Raw genomic sequence first — 15,454 nt, 5'->3', positions numbered from 1 at the left:
GCATATACCGAACAAGTGGCCCATCCTTCGAGACAGCGCCGAGGCGCTTCCTCAGGATGAGGTCGAGAAAAACACAGATATCGAACCCAACACTCCGCCTCGGCGGACAAGGACTACAGCCATGATCCTTTACGGCACCAACCCGATCGCCTGGGCCAATGATGACGACCAGACCCTTGGCGCACATATTCCGACCGAGCAGATCCTGTCGGAAGCTTCCGAAATCGGCTTCGACGGTATCGAGAACGGCCACCGCTGGCCCAACGATCCGGAAGAACTGAAACAGCTTCTGGGCGGCCATGGGCTCAAGTTCATTTCCGGCTGGTACTCGCTCAACCTGCTTGCCCAGTCGGTCGAGGCCGAAAAGAAGGCGATCCAGCCGCATCTGGACAAGCTGAAGCACAATGACTGCAAGGTCTGCATTGCCTGCGAGACCTCCAACACCATTCAGGGCTCTCAGGTCGACATCAACACCAGCCCGGTTCTTACCGCAGAAGAGATGAAAGCCTTCGGCGCCAAGATCGAGGAACTCGCGGCCTTCTGCGCAAGCCAGAGCATCGACCTTGTCTACCATCACCACATGGGCACTGTGGTCGAGACACCGGCGGAAATCGACGCCTTCATGGATGCCACCGGCCCGGCGACCAAGTTGCTGTTCGATGCCGGTCATTGCTATTTCGGCAGCGATGGTCAGGATCCGGCGCCGGTTCTGGAAAAACACGCTGCCCGCGTGAAGCATTTCCATGCCAAGAACGTTCGGCCTGCCGTGATGAAGGATATCCGCGAAGACAAGAAGTCCTTCATGGACGGCGTCCGTGCCGGCGTCTTCACCGTACCGGGTGACGAGGAAGGCGGCGTTGATTTCAAACCACTTCTCCAGATCCTGAAGAACACCGGCTACGAAGGCTGGATCGTTATCGAGGCAGAGCAGGACCCGGAAGTCCGCAATCCGTTCCAGTATCAGAGCCTCGGCCTCAAGACCCTCAAGCAACTCGCAAAGGAAGTGGATTTGACATGAGCCATCTTCTCGTCAAACCGTCCGGCACCTCCGGCAAGGTGCACGACATCACGCCTGAAAGCGCCAGGTGGGGCTATGTCGGCTTCGGCCTGTATCATCTGGAAGCGGGACAGTCGGCATCGGAAGAAACCGGTGACAAGGAAGTCATCCTTGTCCTCGTGGAAGGCAAGGCGTCGATTTCCGCTGCAGATGAAAGCTTTGGTGAACTGGGCGACCGGATGAGCGTTTTCGAACGCAAGAAGCCGCATTGCGTCTATGTGCCCAACGGCAGCAGCTGGTCCGCAACGGCGACAACCGACTGCGTTCTGGCGGTCTGCACCGCCCCCGGCAAGGGCAACTACAAGGCCCGTGTGATCACGGACATCGGCCAGGTGGAACGCGGCAAGGGAGCGAACACCCGCTATATCCACCCGATTGCGATGGAAGAAAGCGATATCGCCGACAGCCTGCTGGTGACGGAAGTGTTCACGCCCCAGGGCAATTGGTCGTCCTACCCGCCGCACCGGCACGACGAAGACAATTTTCCGGACATGACCTATCTGGAAGAAACCTACTACCATCGCCTGAACCCGAAACAGGGTTTCGGGTTCCAGCGCGTTTTCACCGAGGACGGCGAGCTGGACGAGACGATGGCTGTTGCCGATGGCGACGTGGTGCTGGTCCCCAAGGGCCATCACCCCTGCGGCGCACCCTACGGCTACGAGATGTATTATCTGAACGTCATGGCCGGCCCGATGCGCAAGTGGCGCTTCCAGAACCATCCGGATCACGACTGGATTGCCCAACGGGACGCTGGGTAGGCTCAAGCAGCTGAGACTGAGCAAGTGGCCCATCCTTCAAGACGGGCCTTTGGCCCTCCTCAGGATGAGGATCGTGCATGGTGAGGACAGGGAAAAGGCGCCAACGGCACCGTTCCTTTCCCCCTCATCCGTCATCCCGGACGCAGCGAAGCGAAGTTCCGGGATCGGGGCGCAAGGGCTTTCGTCAACAAAAAAGGGCGCCGACAGGCGCCCTTTTCGTTTCCTGAGATTGCCGTCTTATGCGGCGATGAGAATGTGGCTTTCTGCTAGCTGTTCGGCGAATTCCACGCCGCAGCCTGCTCCTGTCTGGCGCACGACCTTGCCTTGCAGCACGGTGCCATCCAGGAATTCCAGCGTCATCCGTTCGCCGATCGGCAGATCGGTCATATCCAGGATCTGCGCGCCGGTGACGCTGACGTCGATCAGCTGCGCGGCACGCTTGCGGCCATCCGCGAAGGTAATGGCAACATCCTCGGAAATCGCCTTGCGCACCGAACGTCTCCGGTCCTCGACGTCCTTCGTGACGTCCGCCAGGAACTTCTCGACCTCGCGGGCAAGGCTGTCGCTTGCCTCCGAAACCAGGTCGGACGCAGTGTTGACCGATCCGGCCTCCGTCGACGTTTGTTCAACTGCACCGGAAACAGACGACATGCTGCTGGCTGCATTGCCTGTGCTGTCGCTGGCCGAACGGGCCGAGCGCGCGATTTCCTGGTTTGCCGCCCGCTGTTCCTCGATAGCCCCTGCCACGGAACTGGTCAGGTTCTTGATGTCGGACACCTTCTCGGCAATGTGCTCGATGGCACCCGCTGCATCGCGGACCGAGGACTGGATGCCTGAAATCCGGCCGGAAATCTCGTCCGTCGCCTTGGAAGTCTGCTCTGCAAGCTGTTTGACTTCCGATGCCACGACCGCAAAACCGCGACCGGCTTCCCCCGCACGGGCTGCCTCGATCGTGGCATTGAGTGCCAGAAGGTTTGTCTGCTCTGCGATATCGCGAATGAGATTGACCACGCTGCCGATATGTTCGGCAGCTTCCGACAGCGTCTGAACGTTGCGGTTGGTCTGTTCCGCCGCTTCCACGGTCTCCAGAACGATGCGGGTGGTGGCTTCGGTCTGGTTGGCGATTTCCTGAACCGTGGCCGTCATTTCTTCTGTTGCGGCGGCAACGGCGGCGACGTTTTCAGAAGCACTGATGGAGGCGTGGCCTGCCTGATCGGATTCAGACTTCGCATTTGATGCCAGGTCTTCCAACGTTGTGGCAGCACCCCGCATCCGTTCCATCTGGTCGGACACGGTTGCCAGGCGATCAGTCATGATCGACTTGAAGTCCGTGATCACCCCTTCCAGGAAAGCCTGGCGCTGGCGTTCCCTGTCACGTTCGTTGCGGGCCTGATCTTCAAGATGACGGCGCTGAATGGCGTTTTCCTTGAAAATCGCCACAGCCTTGAACATGTCGCCGATCTCGTCGCCCCGCTCGGAACCGTCCGTCTCTACGCGCGTGTCCCCATCGGCAAGCCGGTTCATGGCGGAAACCACCATGTTGATCGGCTTTGTTACGGAGCGCGCTGCAAAGAAGCCAAGGGCAGCGGCAATCGCAAGCAAGGCGAGCCCGGCGAGGACCATCCGGTTGCGCATATCTGTCAGCGGGGTAACGGCTTCTGCATAAGGCTGCATGGCGACGATGGCGAAGTTCTTGCCCTGGTAGGTGAACTTCTCGGCTTCAACGTCCATCAGTTCGTCACCAAAGTAGGTAGACATGCCGAAGGCGCTGCCTTCCGCGAAGGCCTTGTCGATGACGGGCCCACTCAGTTCCGTAGCCAGAATATCGTTCTTGTCGGCAGTGAGCGGCGTATCGTTGCGCATCATGCGATCTTCGCCGATCAAAGCCAATTCACCGGTTTCTCCAAGCCCGAGACCACTGCTCATGAGAGAATTGATCTTGTCGATCGGCATCTGGAAGGCCACTACGCCAACCGTTTCACCCTTCACGTGAATGGGGTGCGCCATGAAGCTGGCGGGGGCGTCGAAGCTCGGTTTATAGGCGGCAAAATCCTCAAAGGCGACTTCGTCCTCGGCGGTGATCGCCATCGCCTTGCGATAGACTTCGCCGAGGTCGGTATCGGCCCACTGGCCACCACCCTTTTCGAAATTCGTGGCGTAATCCAGTTCCTTGAAGACCGTGTAGACGAGGTTGCCCTTGGCGTCGAACAGGAACACGTCGTAATAGCCCTGGTCCTGCTGCAGTTTTCGGAACCAGGGGTGATACTTGGCGTGCACTTCGTCGTAAGCCGACCCGGTCTCGGCCCGGTCGAGCTTGTGTTTCTCGCCGGTCGGATGCGGGTTGCCGGTGATATACGCAGCTTGCAGTTCTTCCTGCGGATTGCCGCCGTACATTTCCCAGAAATCCCAAACAGAGGCGAACTCCTGGACAGCGGCTGCTGTGCCAGGGTGCTCAGCCGTCAGAATGAGCTCGCGTTCGATCGCCTGCAGATAGGCGACTGTTTCCTTTTCGCCAGTCTCGGCAGCCGTCTGAAGGCGTTCCTTCGTCAGTTCTTTCACGATCACAGAAGACGTGAGGTAGCTTTCTACACCGACACCGATGCCAACCACCGCAGCGGCGCCCAAAACCAGCGCCGGAATCTTTTTCGACAAACGCATGCCTGAGAACATTCGCACCCCCCATCAGATGGCCCGTTCAGCCAACGATCAAAACCGAACGTAGGGTAAGGACAAGGAGCGAATGAAAGCTTAATTTCATCGCATAAAGTTATTTTCAGGCAAATATTGGCGAAAGGATTCGGAGCCGCTCCTAAATTATACTGTCAATAATCGCAATATATTCTCTTGTGGGTTGAACGCCTCTTCTTGAAGCAATCAATCACCAGTCGAATCATACGCACTTACCCTTAGGCAGTTTCGAGACAGGCAACGAGGGCACCACGGTGCTGGATCACCTTGCCGGCGAGACTTGCACCGGCATCAACGCTTGCCGGGACGTCGCCGCCCGAAAGATATTTCGCCAGAAACGCAGCGTTGAAGCTGTCGCCGGCCGCAGTCGTATCGACAATGCTGGAAACCGGCGCAGGCTGGAAAGCCTGCCGGGAACCGGCATCCGCGCAGATCACCTCTTCCGGCCCGTTCTTGACCACGACCATGCCTGCCCCTGCAGCCAGATAGCGGTCGGCGCTGACGTCTGGCGTTGCATCACCGAAATGGGCCAGCTCGTCCTCGAAGGACGGCATCAGGAAATCACAGCAGCCGGCAGCTTCCGTAACACTTGCCCGCATGGTGTCCGCATCTTCCCAAAGACGCGGACGCAGGTTCGGGTCGAACGCCGTTTTGGCACCGGCTTTTCGCGCGGTTCTGAGTGCGTCCAGAAATTTTGCCCGGTCTTCCGATGGAAGGATCGCAAGGGTAATCCCGCTGAAATAGATCAACCCCGCACCACCAAGCGCAGATGCAAGATGTGTCCCGTCCGCGGCAAGACACCGGGCTGCCGATTGCGAACGCCAGTATGCGAAGCTGCGTTCGCCGTCCTTCAGCTGGATCATGTAGAGGCCGACGGTCCGGTCGTCCCGCTTCTGGATGGCAGCCGTCTCCAGGTCGGATTCTTTCAGGAAGGAAAGCATCTGCTCCGACACCTGATCGCGGCCAACCGCAGTGTAATAGCCGACGGTCCAGTCGGCAGGCAGGCATTTGCGCGCATACCAGGCGGTGTTGAGCGTGTCGCCGGCAAACCCCATGGCATAGGTGCCCTCACCCGTTGGTGCCATCTCGACCATACATTCGCCAATGGCAAGGAATTTGAGTGACACGGCAGGGCTCCTCGATGCTCGGGGATCAGAAAAACTTAAGGCAAAAACCCCGCAGAAAACCGGGATTTAAATCCATTAGCATAAAAGTCCATGCCTTAAAAAGTGGCACAAAGGTCTATGCCCCTTGCCAAAGCGGTTTGGCCGTCCGGACGATGGTCATTCATCCCCGGTTTCTGCTGTTTCTCGGATTAATTTTATTTGATGCCGGCGCGCATGAAGCTTTGGACAAACTGCCTCTGGAACAGCAGAAAGGCGATCAGCAGCGGCCCGGAGGTCATCAACGTCGCGGCATTGATGACCGACCATTCCACCCCGCTGTCGATGGCCGAGAAGATGCTGAGACCGACGGTAACCGGGCGGGTGTCCACCGAGTTGGTCACGATCAGCGGCCACAGGAAATTGTTCCAGTGGTGACTGACGGAAACGAGGCCATAGGCAAGATAGGTCGGCTTTGCGAGCGGAATATAGACCCGCCACAACACGCCCAGAACCGAAGCACCCTCGATGCGCGCTGCCTCGTCCAGTTCCTTCGGGATGGTCATGAAGGTTTGCCGCAGCAGGAAGATGCCAAAGCCGGACGCGATGTAGGGCAGCGCGATGGCAGGGATGGTGTCCACCAGATTGAGCATGCGCATGGTCTGATAGTTTTCCACCATCAGGATGTCCGGCATCACCAGAAGCTGCAGCAAGACAAGCGTAAAGAGGACATTGCGCCCGGGAAACTGGAACCGGGCGAAGGCAAAGGCGGCCAGCGTGCCGAGGAAAAACTGCCCGGCAAGGATCATCGACACCAGCAGGAAGGTGTTCAGGAAGTAACGGGCAAAGGGTGCCGCATCCCAGGCCTTTGCGAAATTGTCGAGTGTCAGCGGTGCAAGAAGCTCGAACCGTGCCTCATAGGCCGCCGGATGAAAAGCGGTCCAGATGGCATAGGCCAGCGGCAGCACCCACAACAGTGCCAATGCCCAGGCAGCGAAGGTGTTGAGCACCCTGTCGAAGGAAAAGCCGGCGCCGGTCATTTGTAATGCACCTTGCGGTCGAAGAAGAAGAACTGGCCGATGGCAAGCAGCGACAGAAGCACAAGAAGAGCGACGGTAAGCGTTGCGCCATAGGCGGTTTCCCAGAAGCGGAAGGCGACCTCGTAGATGTAGAACAGCAGCAGTGCCGAAGCGTTGTCCGGCCCGCCGTCCGTCAGAATGAAGATATGGTCCATCAGGCGGAAGGAATTGATGACCGCGTTGACGCAGACGAACAGGGTCGTCGGCATCAGGAGTGGAAAGGTGATCCGCCAGAAGATCGTCCAGCGCCCGGCGCCTTCGATCTGCGCAGCCTCCTTCAGCGTGACCGGAATTGCCTGCAGCGCCGCAAGGTAAAAGATCATGAAGAAGCCGGCTTCCTTCCAGACGGTGACCACGATGATGGCGTTGAGCGCGGTGTCCGGGTTGCCGAGATAGTTGCTGGCAGGCCAGCCAAACAGGGCGCCGGTGATCTGGTCGACCAGGCCAAAGCCGGGCGTGTAGAAAAACATCCAGATGTTGGCGACGGCGATCAGAGGCAGAACGGTCGGCGTGAAATAGGCCATGCGCACGAAGCTTCTGCCAACCAGCCTGTCGTTGACCCAGAGTGCCATGACGATGGCCAGGCCTACAGAGACCGGAATGGTGCCAAAGGCGAACCAGACGTTGTTCCAGAGCACTTTCCAGAACACCGGGTCATCCAGCATGCGCTCATAATTGGATAGGCCGATGAACTTGGCCGGGCGGCGTCCGCGCGGGGTGGAAAAGAAGCTGTTCAGGAACGTCGTGACCGCGGGGATGTGGGTAAAGGCAAACAAGAACACCATCGCCGGCAGCAACAGCAGCCAGCCGTGGATCCAGTCGCGTTTCAAGGCAATGCCCCGCTTCATGGTCTAGGCCCCGATAAGGAGAAAAACCCGACCTAAAGCAAATTGCGGTTAGGACGGCGAAAGGTCTGGAGAACGGGACGGAACACCGGAGTGGGACCCGGCGCTCCGCCCCGAATGGCGTTAGCGGTATTCGCTCAGGATCTCGTCAGCCTGCGCCTGAGCTTCCTTCAGAGCCGTTTCGGCATCCTTCTGGCCGGTGATGGCAGCAGCAAGCGCATCGTTGAAGATGCCGGTCACGCGCTGGTTCTGGTAGGTCGCCAGTTCAGCCTTGGCGAAGTCCAGCTGGTCGCGGGCAACCAGGACAGCCGGGAAATCAGCCGCATAGGCTTTCATCGTGTCGGTTTCCCAGGTTTCGGCGCGCGGAGCGACGTAGCCTGTTGCGATGGTCCACTTCGCGGACTGTTCCGGAGCCGTGATCCACTGCACGAACTTGACGGCAGCCTTGTTCTGTTCGTCTGAAGCGCCCTTGAACAGGTAGAAGTTGCCACCGCCAGTCGGTGCGCCGCGCTGTGCCTTTTCCGGCAGCATGGCAACGCCGAACTTGAACGGGGCATTGTCACGAACGTTGGTGAGGTTGCCGGTGGAGGTCCACATCATGGCCGTCTGGCCTTCGAAAAAGGCTTTCGGCGTTGCCCCCCACTCGATGATGCCCGGAGCCATCACTTCGTGCTTGGTGCTGAGATCGACAAGATACTGCAGCGCCTCGACCACCTTGGGATCGTCGAAGTTGGTCTTGTTGCCGTCGGCATTGGCCAGGATCGCGCCGTTTTCGATGGCAAGGCCCTGGAACAGCCAGTACGGGAAACCGGAAGACGGAATACGCACGCCCCACTGGGTGACATTGCCGCTGTCGTCTTTCTTCGTCAGCTTCTTGCCGAACTCGACCATTTCGTCCCAGGTTGCCGGAGCGATCTCCGGGTCAAGCCCGGCCGCTTCGAAGGCTTCCTTGTTCCAGTAGAGCACCGGCGTGGAGCGCTGGAACGGAATGCCGTAGGTCTTGCCGCCGGTCTGGCTGTTTTCCATGAATGCCGGATAAAAACCTTCGACCCATTTCTTGTCTTCGTCGCTGGTCAGATAGTCGTCGAAGGGCTGGATCAGATCTTCATCGATCAGGGTGAACATGTCGGCAGACAGGATCACCGAAAGCTGGGGCGGGTTGCCGCCGCGCGAAGCGGTGATCGCCTTGGCGACGGTGTCCTGGTAGGAGCCGGCATAAACGGCGTCGATTGTAACGTCCGGGTTCTGCGCAACATAGGCGTCGGTCAGTTCCTGGATGGTGTCAGCAGCCTTGCCGCCAACGGCGACCGGAAAATAGAATTGCAAATCAACAGCCTGAGCGGAGGCCCAGGTGCTGAAGGAAAGCGCCGTTGCCGCAACGGCTTTCAGGAAAGTGGACTTCAACATCAGTTTACTTCCTAAGGTTCGAAAATCCGCAGGTCTGCGGTCGGTCTACGCGGGCGTGCGCAGCAGGTCAGGAGCGCAACAAGGCTCCGAACTCGGAAATGAGATCGTCCCGGCGGCGGCCGGTATCGGCGTCGAAAACATGAAGATCATCCGGCGAAAAGCCGAGCTGCACGGATTGGCCGGGCGTGAAGGCCCGGCTGGCCGGAAGGCGCACCTGAAAACCGGTGCCGGCAACTTCGCAATCGGCCAGCACATCCGCCCCCAGATACTCGACGGCACGAACAGACGCGTTGACCGGGCCGCCGTCTTCCAGATGCATTGCCTCCGGGCGCAGGCCGAGCTTGAAGTCCGGCGCGGTGCACAGCTTCCTGAAGGCATTGGCCGGAAAGAGGTTCATTGGCGGGGTGCCGATGAAACGGGCGGCAAAAGGCGTTGCCGGTTTTTCGTAAAGATCCCGCGGGCTCGCCACCTGCTCCAGCCGGCCACCGTTCAAAAGCACCACCTGATCGGCCATGGTGATGGCCTCGACCTGATCATGCGTGACATAGACCATCGTGAAGCCGAGCTGCTGCTGCAGCGCGCGGATCTCCACCCGCATTTCATGGCGCAGCTTGGCGTCGAGATTGGACAGCGGCTCGTCCATCAGGCAGATCGGCTTTTCGCCGATGATTGCCCGCCCAAGGGCGACACGCTGCTGCTGACCGCCCGAAAGCTGACCCGGCTTGCGCTCCAGCAACTGGCCAAGGCCCAGAAGATCGGCAACCCGTGCAAGACGCCGGTCCCGCTCGGCCCTGCCAACCCGGCGGACCTTCAGGCCGAAGATGATGTTCTCGCCAACGTTCAGATGCGGAAACAGCGCATAGGACTGGAACACCATGGCAAGGTCACGCTTGGCCGACGGACGGCCGGTGACATCCTCTCCGCCGATCAGGATGCGTCCGCTACTGACATTCTCGAGACCCGCAATCATGCGCAATGTCGTTGACTTGCCACAGCCGGACGGTCCCAGAAGTGCCGTGAAGGAGCCCGCCGGAATATCGATCGACAGGCCATCGACGGCCACCGTCTCACCCCAGGTACGCGACACCGTCTCAAGAACGATCGGCTTGCCGGCGCCAGAGGGTTTCGCACCCGGGATATGCGGATCTGATGTCACGCCTCATCCCCGTCGTCGGCCACGAACACTTCCGTTTTCGTGCCTTCCAGCGATGCCAGGAAAACATCCGGCACCGGGCAATCGGTGAAGATCGCATCGACATCGCTGAGTTGACCGCCGCGCACATGGGCGTTCCGGCCGAACTTGCTGTGATCGAGAACCAGATAGGACCGGCGGCAATTGGCGAGTATCGACTGGCGGGCCGCCACTTCGTCCTCATGGAAATCCAGCAGCGTGCCGTCTTCATCGACACCTGCGACACCAAAAATGCCGATATCGACCTTGTAGTTGGAGAAGAACGCCTGCGCTGCGGACCCCAGCACGTCGCGGTCGCCATGACGCAACCGCCCGCCGGTGATGGTCACCTGAAACGACGGATTGACCGAAGCCGTGAAGGCCACGTTCAGATTGTTCGTGAAAACCGCCAGTTTCTCATGCCCAACCAGGGCCTGCATCACGATCTCGGGGGTGGTGCCGATGGAAAACGCGATCGACTGGTTGTTGCCGACGTGGCCGGCCACCAGTTTCGCAATCAGCTGCTTTTCCGGAAGATTGAGAATCTGCCGGGTGGAATAGTGGATGTTGGACGCCGGTGCCGGAGGCTCGACGCCGCCGTGGGTCCGGCGCAGGATCCCCAGTTCGCAAAGACCGTTGACGTCCCTGCGAATTGTCTGCGTGGTCACCTCGAACCGGTCCGCCAGTTCCTCGACGGACGCAAACCCTGCCTTTTGTACCAGATCCGCGATTTCGGCCTGACGCTTTGAAATGTCTATTTGCCCAAGCATGTTCTTCTGATCCGCCATCGTCCCCTCTCCTCCTGCAGATGCAGAAGGCCAGTTGCTCCAAAGGCATCATGTTGACTCGAAAAAGCCTGACTTCGAAGCCCGTTAAAACATTTTCATATGAACCTTATTCGACGCTCATATGAAAATGATGTGACAATAGGGGATAGCGGGCAGCCCAGGAACACAGGACGCGACAGCGTCCTCAGATTTCAGGACTCCATTTTTCTATCTGTAATTGCCCGGGCTTTTCACGAAGCTGCCAGGCCGATTACCCGGCCGGGGACCAACCCTGCGGTTCGATGACAAGACGCTACCGAAGAAGAGACAAGACGGCGCAAAAGTAGAAGAATTGAATTCAATCGTGGAGGTTATGTAATAAAATAACAAATCTGTTTCGTCATCCAACTGTCAATCAGATGTCATGCAGCGTTTTTAAGTAGCTCCCGGGATGCACCCTCACCTCCGGGAGATATCATGAAAACGATCGTTTGCACTTCGCTGGCGCTGGCCCTTACCGGCTCCGTCGCCTTTGCTCAGGACGCCCTGCCGCAAGCCTCCAGCCAGTGGTACAAGGATGGCGAAGCCGCCATTCAGGCCATTTTGGACCGTCAGCCGAACACCAACCGCGCCAAGAACGTGATCCTGCTGATCGCAGACGGCAACGGTGTCGGCACCAACTACGCCACGCGCCTTTTCGACGGTCAGCAGAAAGGCATGCTGGGCGAGGAAAACGTTCTCCCGTACGAAACTCCGGAGTTCTACAGCGCCCTGGTCAAGACCTACAACATCAACGCCCAGACGCCGGACTCCGCTCCGACCGCCGGCTCGATGAACACAGGCGTGAAGCAGCGCTTCAACCTGATCAACCTCGGCGAAGAAGCCATCCATGACGATTGCTCCACCGTCGAAGGCAACCAGCTTGCCCTATTCTCCGAAATGATGACCGAAGCCGGCAAGTCCGTCGGCGTCATCTCCACCGCCCGCCTGACCCACGCAACTCCGGCTGCTGTCTACGCCAAGACCGCCAACCGCAACTGGGAAGACGCCGTGCCGGAAGGCTGCACCGCACAGAAAGACATCGCGACCCAGCTGATCGACGCCATGGAAGCCGGCACCGTTGATTTGGCAATGGGCGGCGGTGGCCGTTACTTCCTGCCGAAGGACAAGGAAATGGGTGGGCTGAAGGGCCGCCGCGAAGACAATGTCGACCTGGTTGAGCGTGCAACCGGACTGGGTGCACAGTTCGCATCCGACACCGCCGGTTTCCAGTCGCTGAAGCTTGACGGCTCCAGCCCCGTACTGGCCCTGTTCAACAACAGCCACATGGAATATGAGGCCGACCGCGCCGACAATGACGAGCCGTCCCTGGCCGACATGACCAAGGCAGCCATCGAATATCTGTCCAAGAACGAAGGCGGCTACTACCTGGAAATCGAAGCCGGACGCGTCGACCACGCCAACCATGACGGCAATGCGGCCCGCGCCATGCGCGACGGTGTCGCCTTTGCAGAAGCCGTTGCCATTGCTGACGAGCTGACCAACGATGAAGACACGCTGATCATCGTCACCGCCGACCACGAACATGCCATCGCCTTCAACGGCTATTGCGGCCGCGGTTCGGCCATCCTCGGCCTTTGCTATGACGTTGCTCAGGTGGGCATCAAGCATTCCGACAAGGTTCTGACCGCGGATGACGGCAAGCCGTACACCGTGATCGGTTACCTGAACGGCACCGGTTCGGTTCTGAAGAAGGGCGAAGGCGAAAACGACTACACCGGCTCGCGCCCGGACCTGGACCAGGAAACCGCCACCGATCTGGACTACGTCCAGCAGGCGCTGATCCCCAAGTCCTCCGAAACCCATTCGGGTGAAGATGTTGCGGTCTACGCAAAGGGCCCGTGGGCACACCTGGTCGATGGCACCATCGAGCAGAACGTTATCTTCCACGTCATGAACCACGCTGTGAACGCCCAATAAGCCTTCAGTCAGCGTCCAACAAGCGCTCAGCGGGATCCCTGGTCGAATACCGGCCAGGGATCCTGAAGGCCTGCCGCCCGGCAGGCCTTTGCCTGTTTGTCATGTTAGCCGGATAAGTTAGGAGCATGAATTGGCCAGAACCAGGGATGTCATGAACCGCAGACAGCTTATCGCCGGGCTTGGCCTCGCTCCGTTTGCCGGAATTCTGCTGCCGAACACCTCCTGTGCGGCAGATGCCCCCCTCAAGTTGCGCACGCTTTACAACAAGGACCGGAGCTTTTCCGACCTCGCCCATTCACTGGAAGGCACCAGGGTATCGGTCGGCGGCTACATGGCCCCACCCCTGAAGGCCGACAGCCAGTTCTTCGTACTCACCAAGATTCCGATGGCAGTTTGCCCGTTCTGTGAAACCGAGGCGGAATGGCCGCGGGACATTCTCGCCATCTACACCAAGCGCATTGTCGACGTGGTCGCCTTCAACAGCAAGATCGTGACACGCGGCGTTCTGGAACTGGGAACCTTCAAGGATCCCGAGACCGGGTTCGTCAGCCGGGCAAGACTGGTCGATGCTGTCTATGAACGCAGCTGACAACTACTCATGAATCTTGCTCTTCAAGTCGACGATCTCCGCGTCAGGGCACCCGGTGGCCGGGTGCTGCTGTCCTGCGATCACTTTGAAGCGACACCAGGCGCGACCATCGGCCTGCGTGGCCCCTCAGGTGCCGGGAAATCGACCTTTCTCTACGCGCTCGCCGGACTGCACCCGGCCATGACAGGTCATATCCGCTGGGGTGCAGCCGATCTGGTGCAGCTGAACGACGCCGCTCGCGCCGCGTTCCGCCGCAGCCATGTCGGGCTAATCTTCCAGGACTTCCTGCTGTTTGAAGAACTGAGCGCCCTTGGCAACGCCTCCCTTGCAACGGCGTTCAACCCGGCAGTGAAGCGCCGGTCGATCACCGACACCGCACGGGATTTTCTCAAGAGCCTCAAGGTGCCGGCAGAAGCGCGGACCGTAGACAGTTTTTCCGGCGGCGAGCGCCAACGCACTGCGATCGCCCGCGCGCTGGCCCACGACCCCGCGATCATTCTCGCGGACGAACCGACGGCAAGCCTCGACCGCAAGACAGCCGATGCCCTGATCGAAGACCTGATCAGCCTGACCCGCGCACGGAACAAGACGCTGATCGCCATCAGCCACGACCAGCATCTGCTGGACCGGATGGATAGGGTCGTCGAAGTGACGGACGGCCACCTGCAGACGGAGGCCGTCGGTGCCTGACTTTTTCGCAGACCGCTGGCAAGACCTTTCGCCGCTTGCCCAGGACACGCTGTGGCTCGTGCTGCTTCTGCTCCCAGCCGTGATAACCGGCCTGATCGTGATCTGGGGCTTCCGGCCACAGGCGCTGGTCGGAGCACTGCTCTGGCGCTTCCGCTGGACCAATCTGACCTTCGTTTTCCTGATCGCCATTTCCATCGGTATCGGCGTTGGCCTGATAGCCCAGGAACGCGGCCTCAGAAAGGGAACGGCACGGGCAGCGGAAAAGTTCGATCTGATCGTCGCAGCCCCCGGCAGCGAAATCACCATGATGTTTGCCGCCGTCTATCTGCAGCCAAGCGACGTGCCGCTTCTGGGAGGCGAGATCTACAACGAGATTGCCACCCATGACGACGTCGACCTTGCCGCCCCGATTGCCTTCGGCGACAGCTACCTGTCGTCACCCGTTGTCGGCACCACGCCGCAGTTCGTCACGCATCTGGCAGGGAACCTTGCCGAAGGCAGGCTCTTTGCCGGCAGCGGGGAAGCGGTTGCCGGCTCGCGGGTCAACCTGAAGCTTGGCGAGACATTCGAACCCGCGCACGGCATTGGTGACAGCGCGGAAGAAGATGCCCACGCCGGCCACGCGCTCACCATCGTCGGCAGGATGCCGCCCACCGGCAGCCCGTGGGACAAGGCCATTCTCGTTCCGGTGGAAAGCGTCTGGGAAGTGCACGGGCTGACCAATGGCCATGGCCCGGAACGACAGACACAGATCGGCCCGCCGTTTGACGCCGATTATTTCCCGGGAACACCGGCGATACTCGTTCATGCCAATGAGCTCTGGGCGAATTACGCCCTGCGGTCCGAGTTCACCCGCGACGACACCATGGCGTTCTTCCCCGGCGCGGTGCTTGCGCAACTTCATGCACTCATGGGGGACATCCGTCAGATCATGTCGGTGATGGCGGTGCTGACCCAGGTGCTGGTGACCGCCGGTGTCCTGACGGGGCTGATAGCCCTTGCCCGGTTGTTCGCCAGGCGTCTGGCACTCTTGCGGGCTCTCGGGGCACCGGGACGCTTCGTCTTTGCCGTGGTCTGGTCCTATGCCGCCACCCTGATTGTCCTGGGCTCGGCCGTCGGGCTGGGCGTAGGTTGGATCGCGGTCGATGTCATCTCCTCAATCGTCACCACCCGAACGGACATTCTGGTGACGGCAACGCTCGATTGGCCGGAGTTTCACCTCATCGCCGGTTTCGTCAGTCTGACGGTTCTGCTCGCGCTTCTGCCGGCCTTCATGGCAATGTCACGTAATATCATTACTGATTTGCGCGCCTAACC

Annotated in this window: 13 protein-coding genes; 6 read left to right on the top strand and 7 right to left on the bottom strand. The window is 59.7% G+C overall.

All coding sequences use genetic code 11. From position 1 onward, the window contains the following. The first annotated feature begins 121 nt into the window (after positions 1-121). Entirely contained in the window at positions 122-1,018 is an 897-nt protein-coding gene (iolE, locus tag ACYQ6M_RS01450; protein WP_460071709.1) for a myo-inosose-2 dehydratase, read from the top strand. Further along, complete coding sequence (gene iolB / locus ACYQ6M_RS01445) at positions 1,015-1,818, top strand: 5-deoxy-glucuronate isomerase (RefSeq protein WP_062487170.1); 804 nt, start codon at positions 1,015-1,017, stop codon at positions 1,816-1,818. The genes iolE and iolB overlap by 4 nt, the downstream gene beginning before the upstream one ends. 237 nt (positions 1,819-2,055) lie before the next feature. On the opposite strand, the gene ACYQ6M_RS01440 is transcribed toward iolB, so the two are convergent. The 7 genes from ACYQ6M_RS01440 to ACYQ6M_RS01410 all read right to left on the bottom strand — a co-directional run bounded on the left by ACYQ6M_RS01440 (position 2,056) and on the right by ACYQ6M_RS01410 (position 10,899). After that, entirely contained in the window at positions 2,056-4,476 is a 2,421-nt protein-coding gene (locus ACYQ6M_RS01440; protein ID WP_460071706.1) for a methyl-accepting chemotaxis protein, read from the bottom strand. 248 nt (positions 4,477-4,724) lie between these two features. Then, complete coding sequence (locus tag ACYQ6M_RS01435) at positions 4,725-5,633, bottom strand: sugar kinase (protein WP_460071704.1); 909 nt, start codon at positions 5,631-5,633, stop codon at positions 4,725-4,727. A 194-nt stretch (positions 5,634-5,827) separates the two neighbouring features. Continuing rightward, entirely contained in the window at positions 5,828-6,649 is an 822-nt protein-coding gene (locus ACYQ6M_RS01430; protein ID WP_055656402.1) for a carbohydrate ABC transporter permease, read from the bottom strand. Next, complete coding sequence (locus ACYQ6M_RS01425; RefSeq protein WP_460071702.1) at positions 6,646-7,536, bottom strand: carbohydrate ABC transporter permease; 891 nt, start codon at positions 7,534-7,536, stop codon at positions 6,646-6,648. The genes ACYQ6M_RS01430 and ACYQ6M_RS01425 overlap by 4 nt, the downstream gene beginning before the upstream one ends. 120 nt (positions 7,537-7,656) lie before the next feature. Further along, positions 7,657-8,940, bottom strand: a complete 1,284-nt coding sequence (locus ACYQ6M_RS01420; RefSeq protein ID WP_168685256.1) for an ABC transporter substrate-binding protein — start codon at positions 8,938-8,940, stop codon at positions 7,657-7,659. Positions 8,941-9,007: 67 nt separating this feature from the next. Then, on the bottom strand, positions 9,008-10,096 hold the full coding sequence (locus ACYQ6M_RS01415) for an ABC transporter ATP-binding protein (RefSeq protein WP_083660758.1): 1,089 nt from the start codon (positions 10,094-10,096) through the stop codon (positions 9,008-9,010). Then, positions 10,093-10,899 carry a DeoR/GlpR family DNA-binding transcription regulator gene (locus tag ACYQ6M_RS01410; RefSeq protein WP_023001188.1) on the bottom strand — a complete coding sequence of 269 codons (807 nt, stop codon included), beginning with the start codon at positions 10,897-10,899 and terminating at the stop codon, positions 10,093-10,095. The genes ACYQ6M_RS01415 and ACYQ6M_RS01410 overlap by 4 nt, the downstream gene beginning before the upstream one ends. 456 nt (positions 10,900-11,355) lie before the next feature. Between ACYQ6M_RS01410 and ACYQ6M_RS01405 the strand changes: the two genes are divergently transcribed. The 4 genes from ACYQ6M_RS01405 to ACYQ6M_RS01390 all read left to right on the top strand — a co-directional run bounded on the left by ACYQ6M_RS01405 (position 11,356) and on the right by ACYQ6M_RS01390 (position 15,452). Continuing rightward, entirely contained in the window at positions 11,356-12,858 is a 1,503-nt protein-coding gene (locus tag ACYQ6M_RS01405) for an alkaline phosphatase (protein WP_460071699.1), read from the top strand. A gap of 130 nt (positions 12,859-12,988) precedes the next feature. After that, the gene (locus ACYQ6M_RS01400) at positions 12,989-13,447 is read left to right on the top strand and encodes a hypothetical protein (protein ID WP_460071697.1); all 459 of its coding nucleotides are present in this window, start codon (positions 12,989-12,991) and stop codon (positions 13,445-13,447) included. A 9-nt stretch (positions 13,448-13,456) separates the two neighbouring features. Further along, positions 13,457-14,137, top strand: coding sequence for an ABC transporter ATP-binding protein (locus ACYQ6M_RS01395; protein WP_460071695.1), 681 nt, complete (start codon positions 13,457-13,459; stop codon positions 14,135-14,137). After that, entirely contained in the window at positions 14,130-15,452 is a 1,323-nt protein-coding gene (locus ACYQ6M_RS01390; RefSeq protein WP_460071693.1) for an FtsX-like permease family protein, read from the top strand. Before ACYQ6M_RS01395 ends, ACYQ6M_RS01390 begins: the two co-directional genes overlap by 8 nt. Positions 15,453-15,454 lie beyond the last annotated feature (2 nt).

It is taken from the genome of Roseibium sp. ROS1 (assembly GCF_054658215.1).
Note: the sequence above shows the minus strand (reverse complement) of the source record. Positions and strands in the feature narration are given on the sequence as shown.

Excerpts from the sequence above, each read along its gene's own strand:
- iolE (WP_460071709.1), top strand. The coding sequence starts at position 122 with ATGATCCTTTACGGCACCAACCCGATCGCCTGGGCCAATGATGACGAC.
- ACYQ6M_RS01405 (WP_460071699.1), top strand. The coding sequence starts at position 11,356 with ATGAAAACGATCGTTTGCACTTCGCTGGCGCTGGCCCTTACCGGCTCC.
- ACYQ6M_RS01430 (WP_055656402.1), bottom strand. The coding sequence starts at position 6,649 with ATGACCGGCGCCGGCTTTTCCTTCGACAGGGTGCTCAACACCTTCGCT.
- ACYQ6M_RS01395 (WP_460071695.1), top strand. The coding sequence starts at position 13,457 with ATGAATCTTGCTCTTCAAGTCGACGATCTCCGCGTCAGGGCACCCGGT.
- ACYQ6M_RS01410 (WP_023001188.1), bottom strand. The coding sequence starts at position 10,899 with ATGGCGGATCAGAAGAACATGCTTGGGCAAATAGACATTTCAAAGCGT.
- ACYQ6M_RS01420 (WP_168685256.1), bottom strand. The coding sequence starts at position 8,940 with ATGTTGAAGTCCACTTTCCTGAAAGCCGTTGCGGCAACGGCGCTTTCC.
- iolB (WP_062487170.1), top strand. The coding sequence starts at position 1,015 with ATGAGCCATCTTCTCGTCAAACCGTCCGGCACCTCCGGCAAGGTGCAC.
- ACYQ6M_RS01425 (WP_460071702.1), bottom strand. The coding sequence starts at position 7,536 with ATGAAGCGGGGCATTGCCTTGAAACGCGACTGGATCCACGGCTGGCTG.
- ACYQ6M_RS01440 (WP_460071706.1), bottom strand. The coding sequence starts at position 4,476 with ATGCGTTTGTCGAAAAAGATTCCGGCGCTGGTTTTGGGCGCCGCTGCG.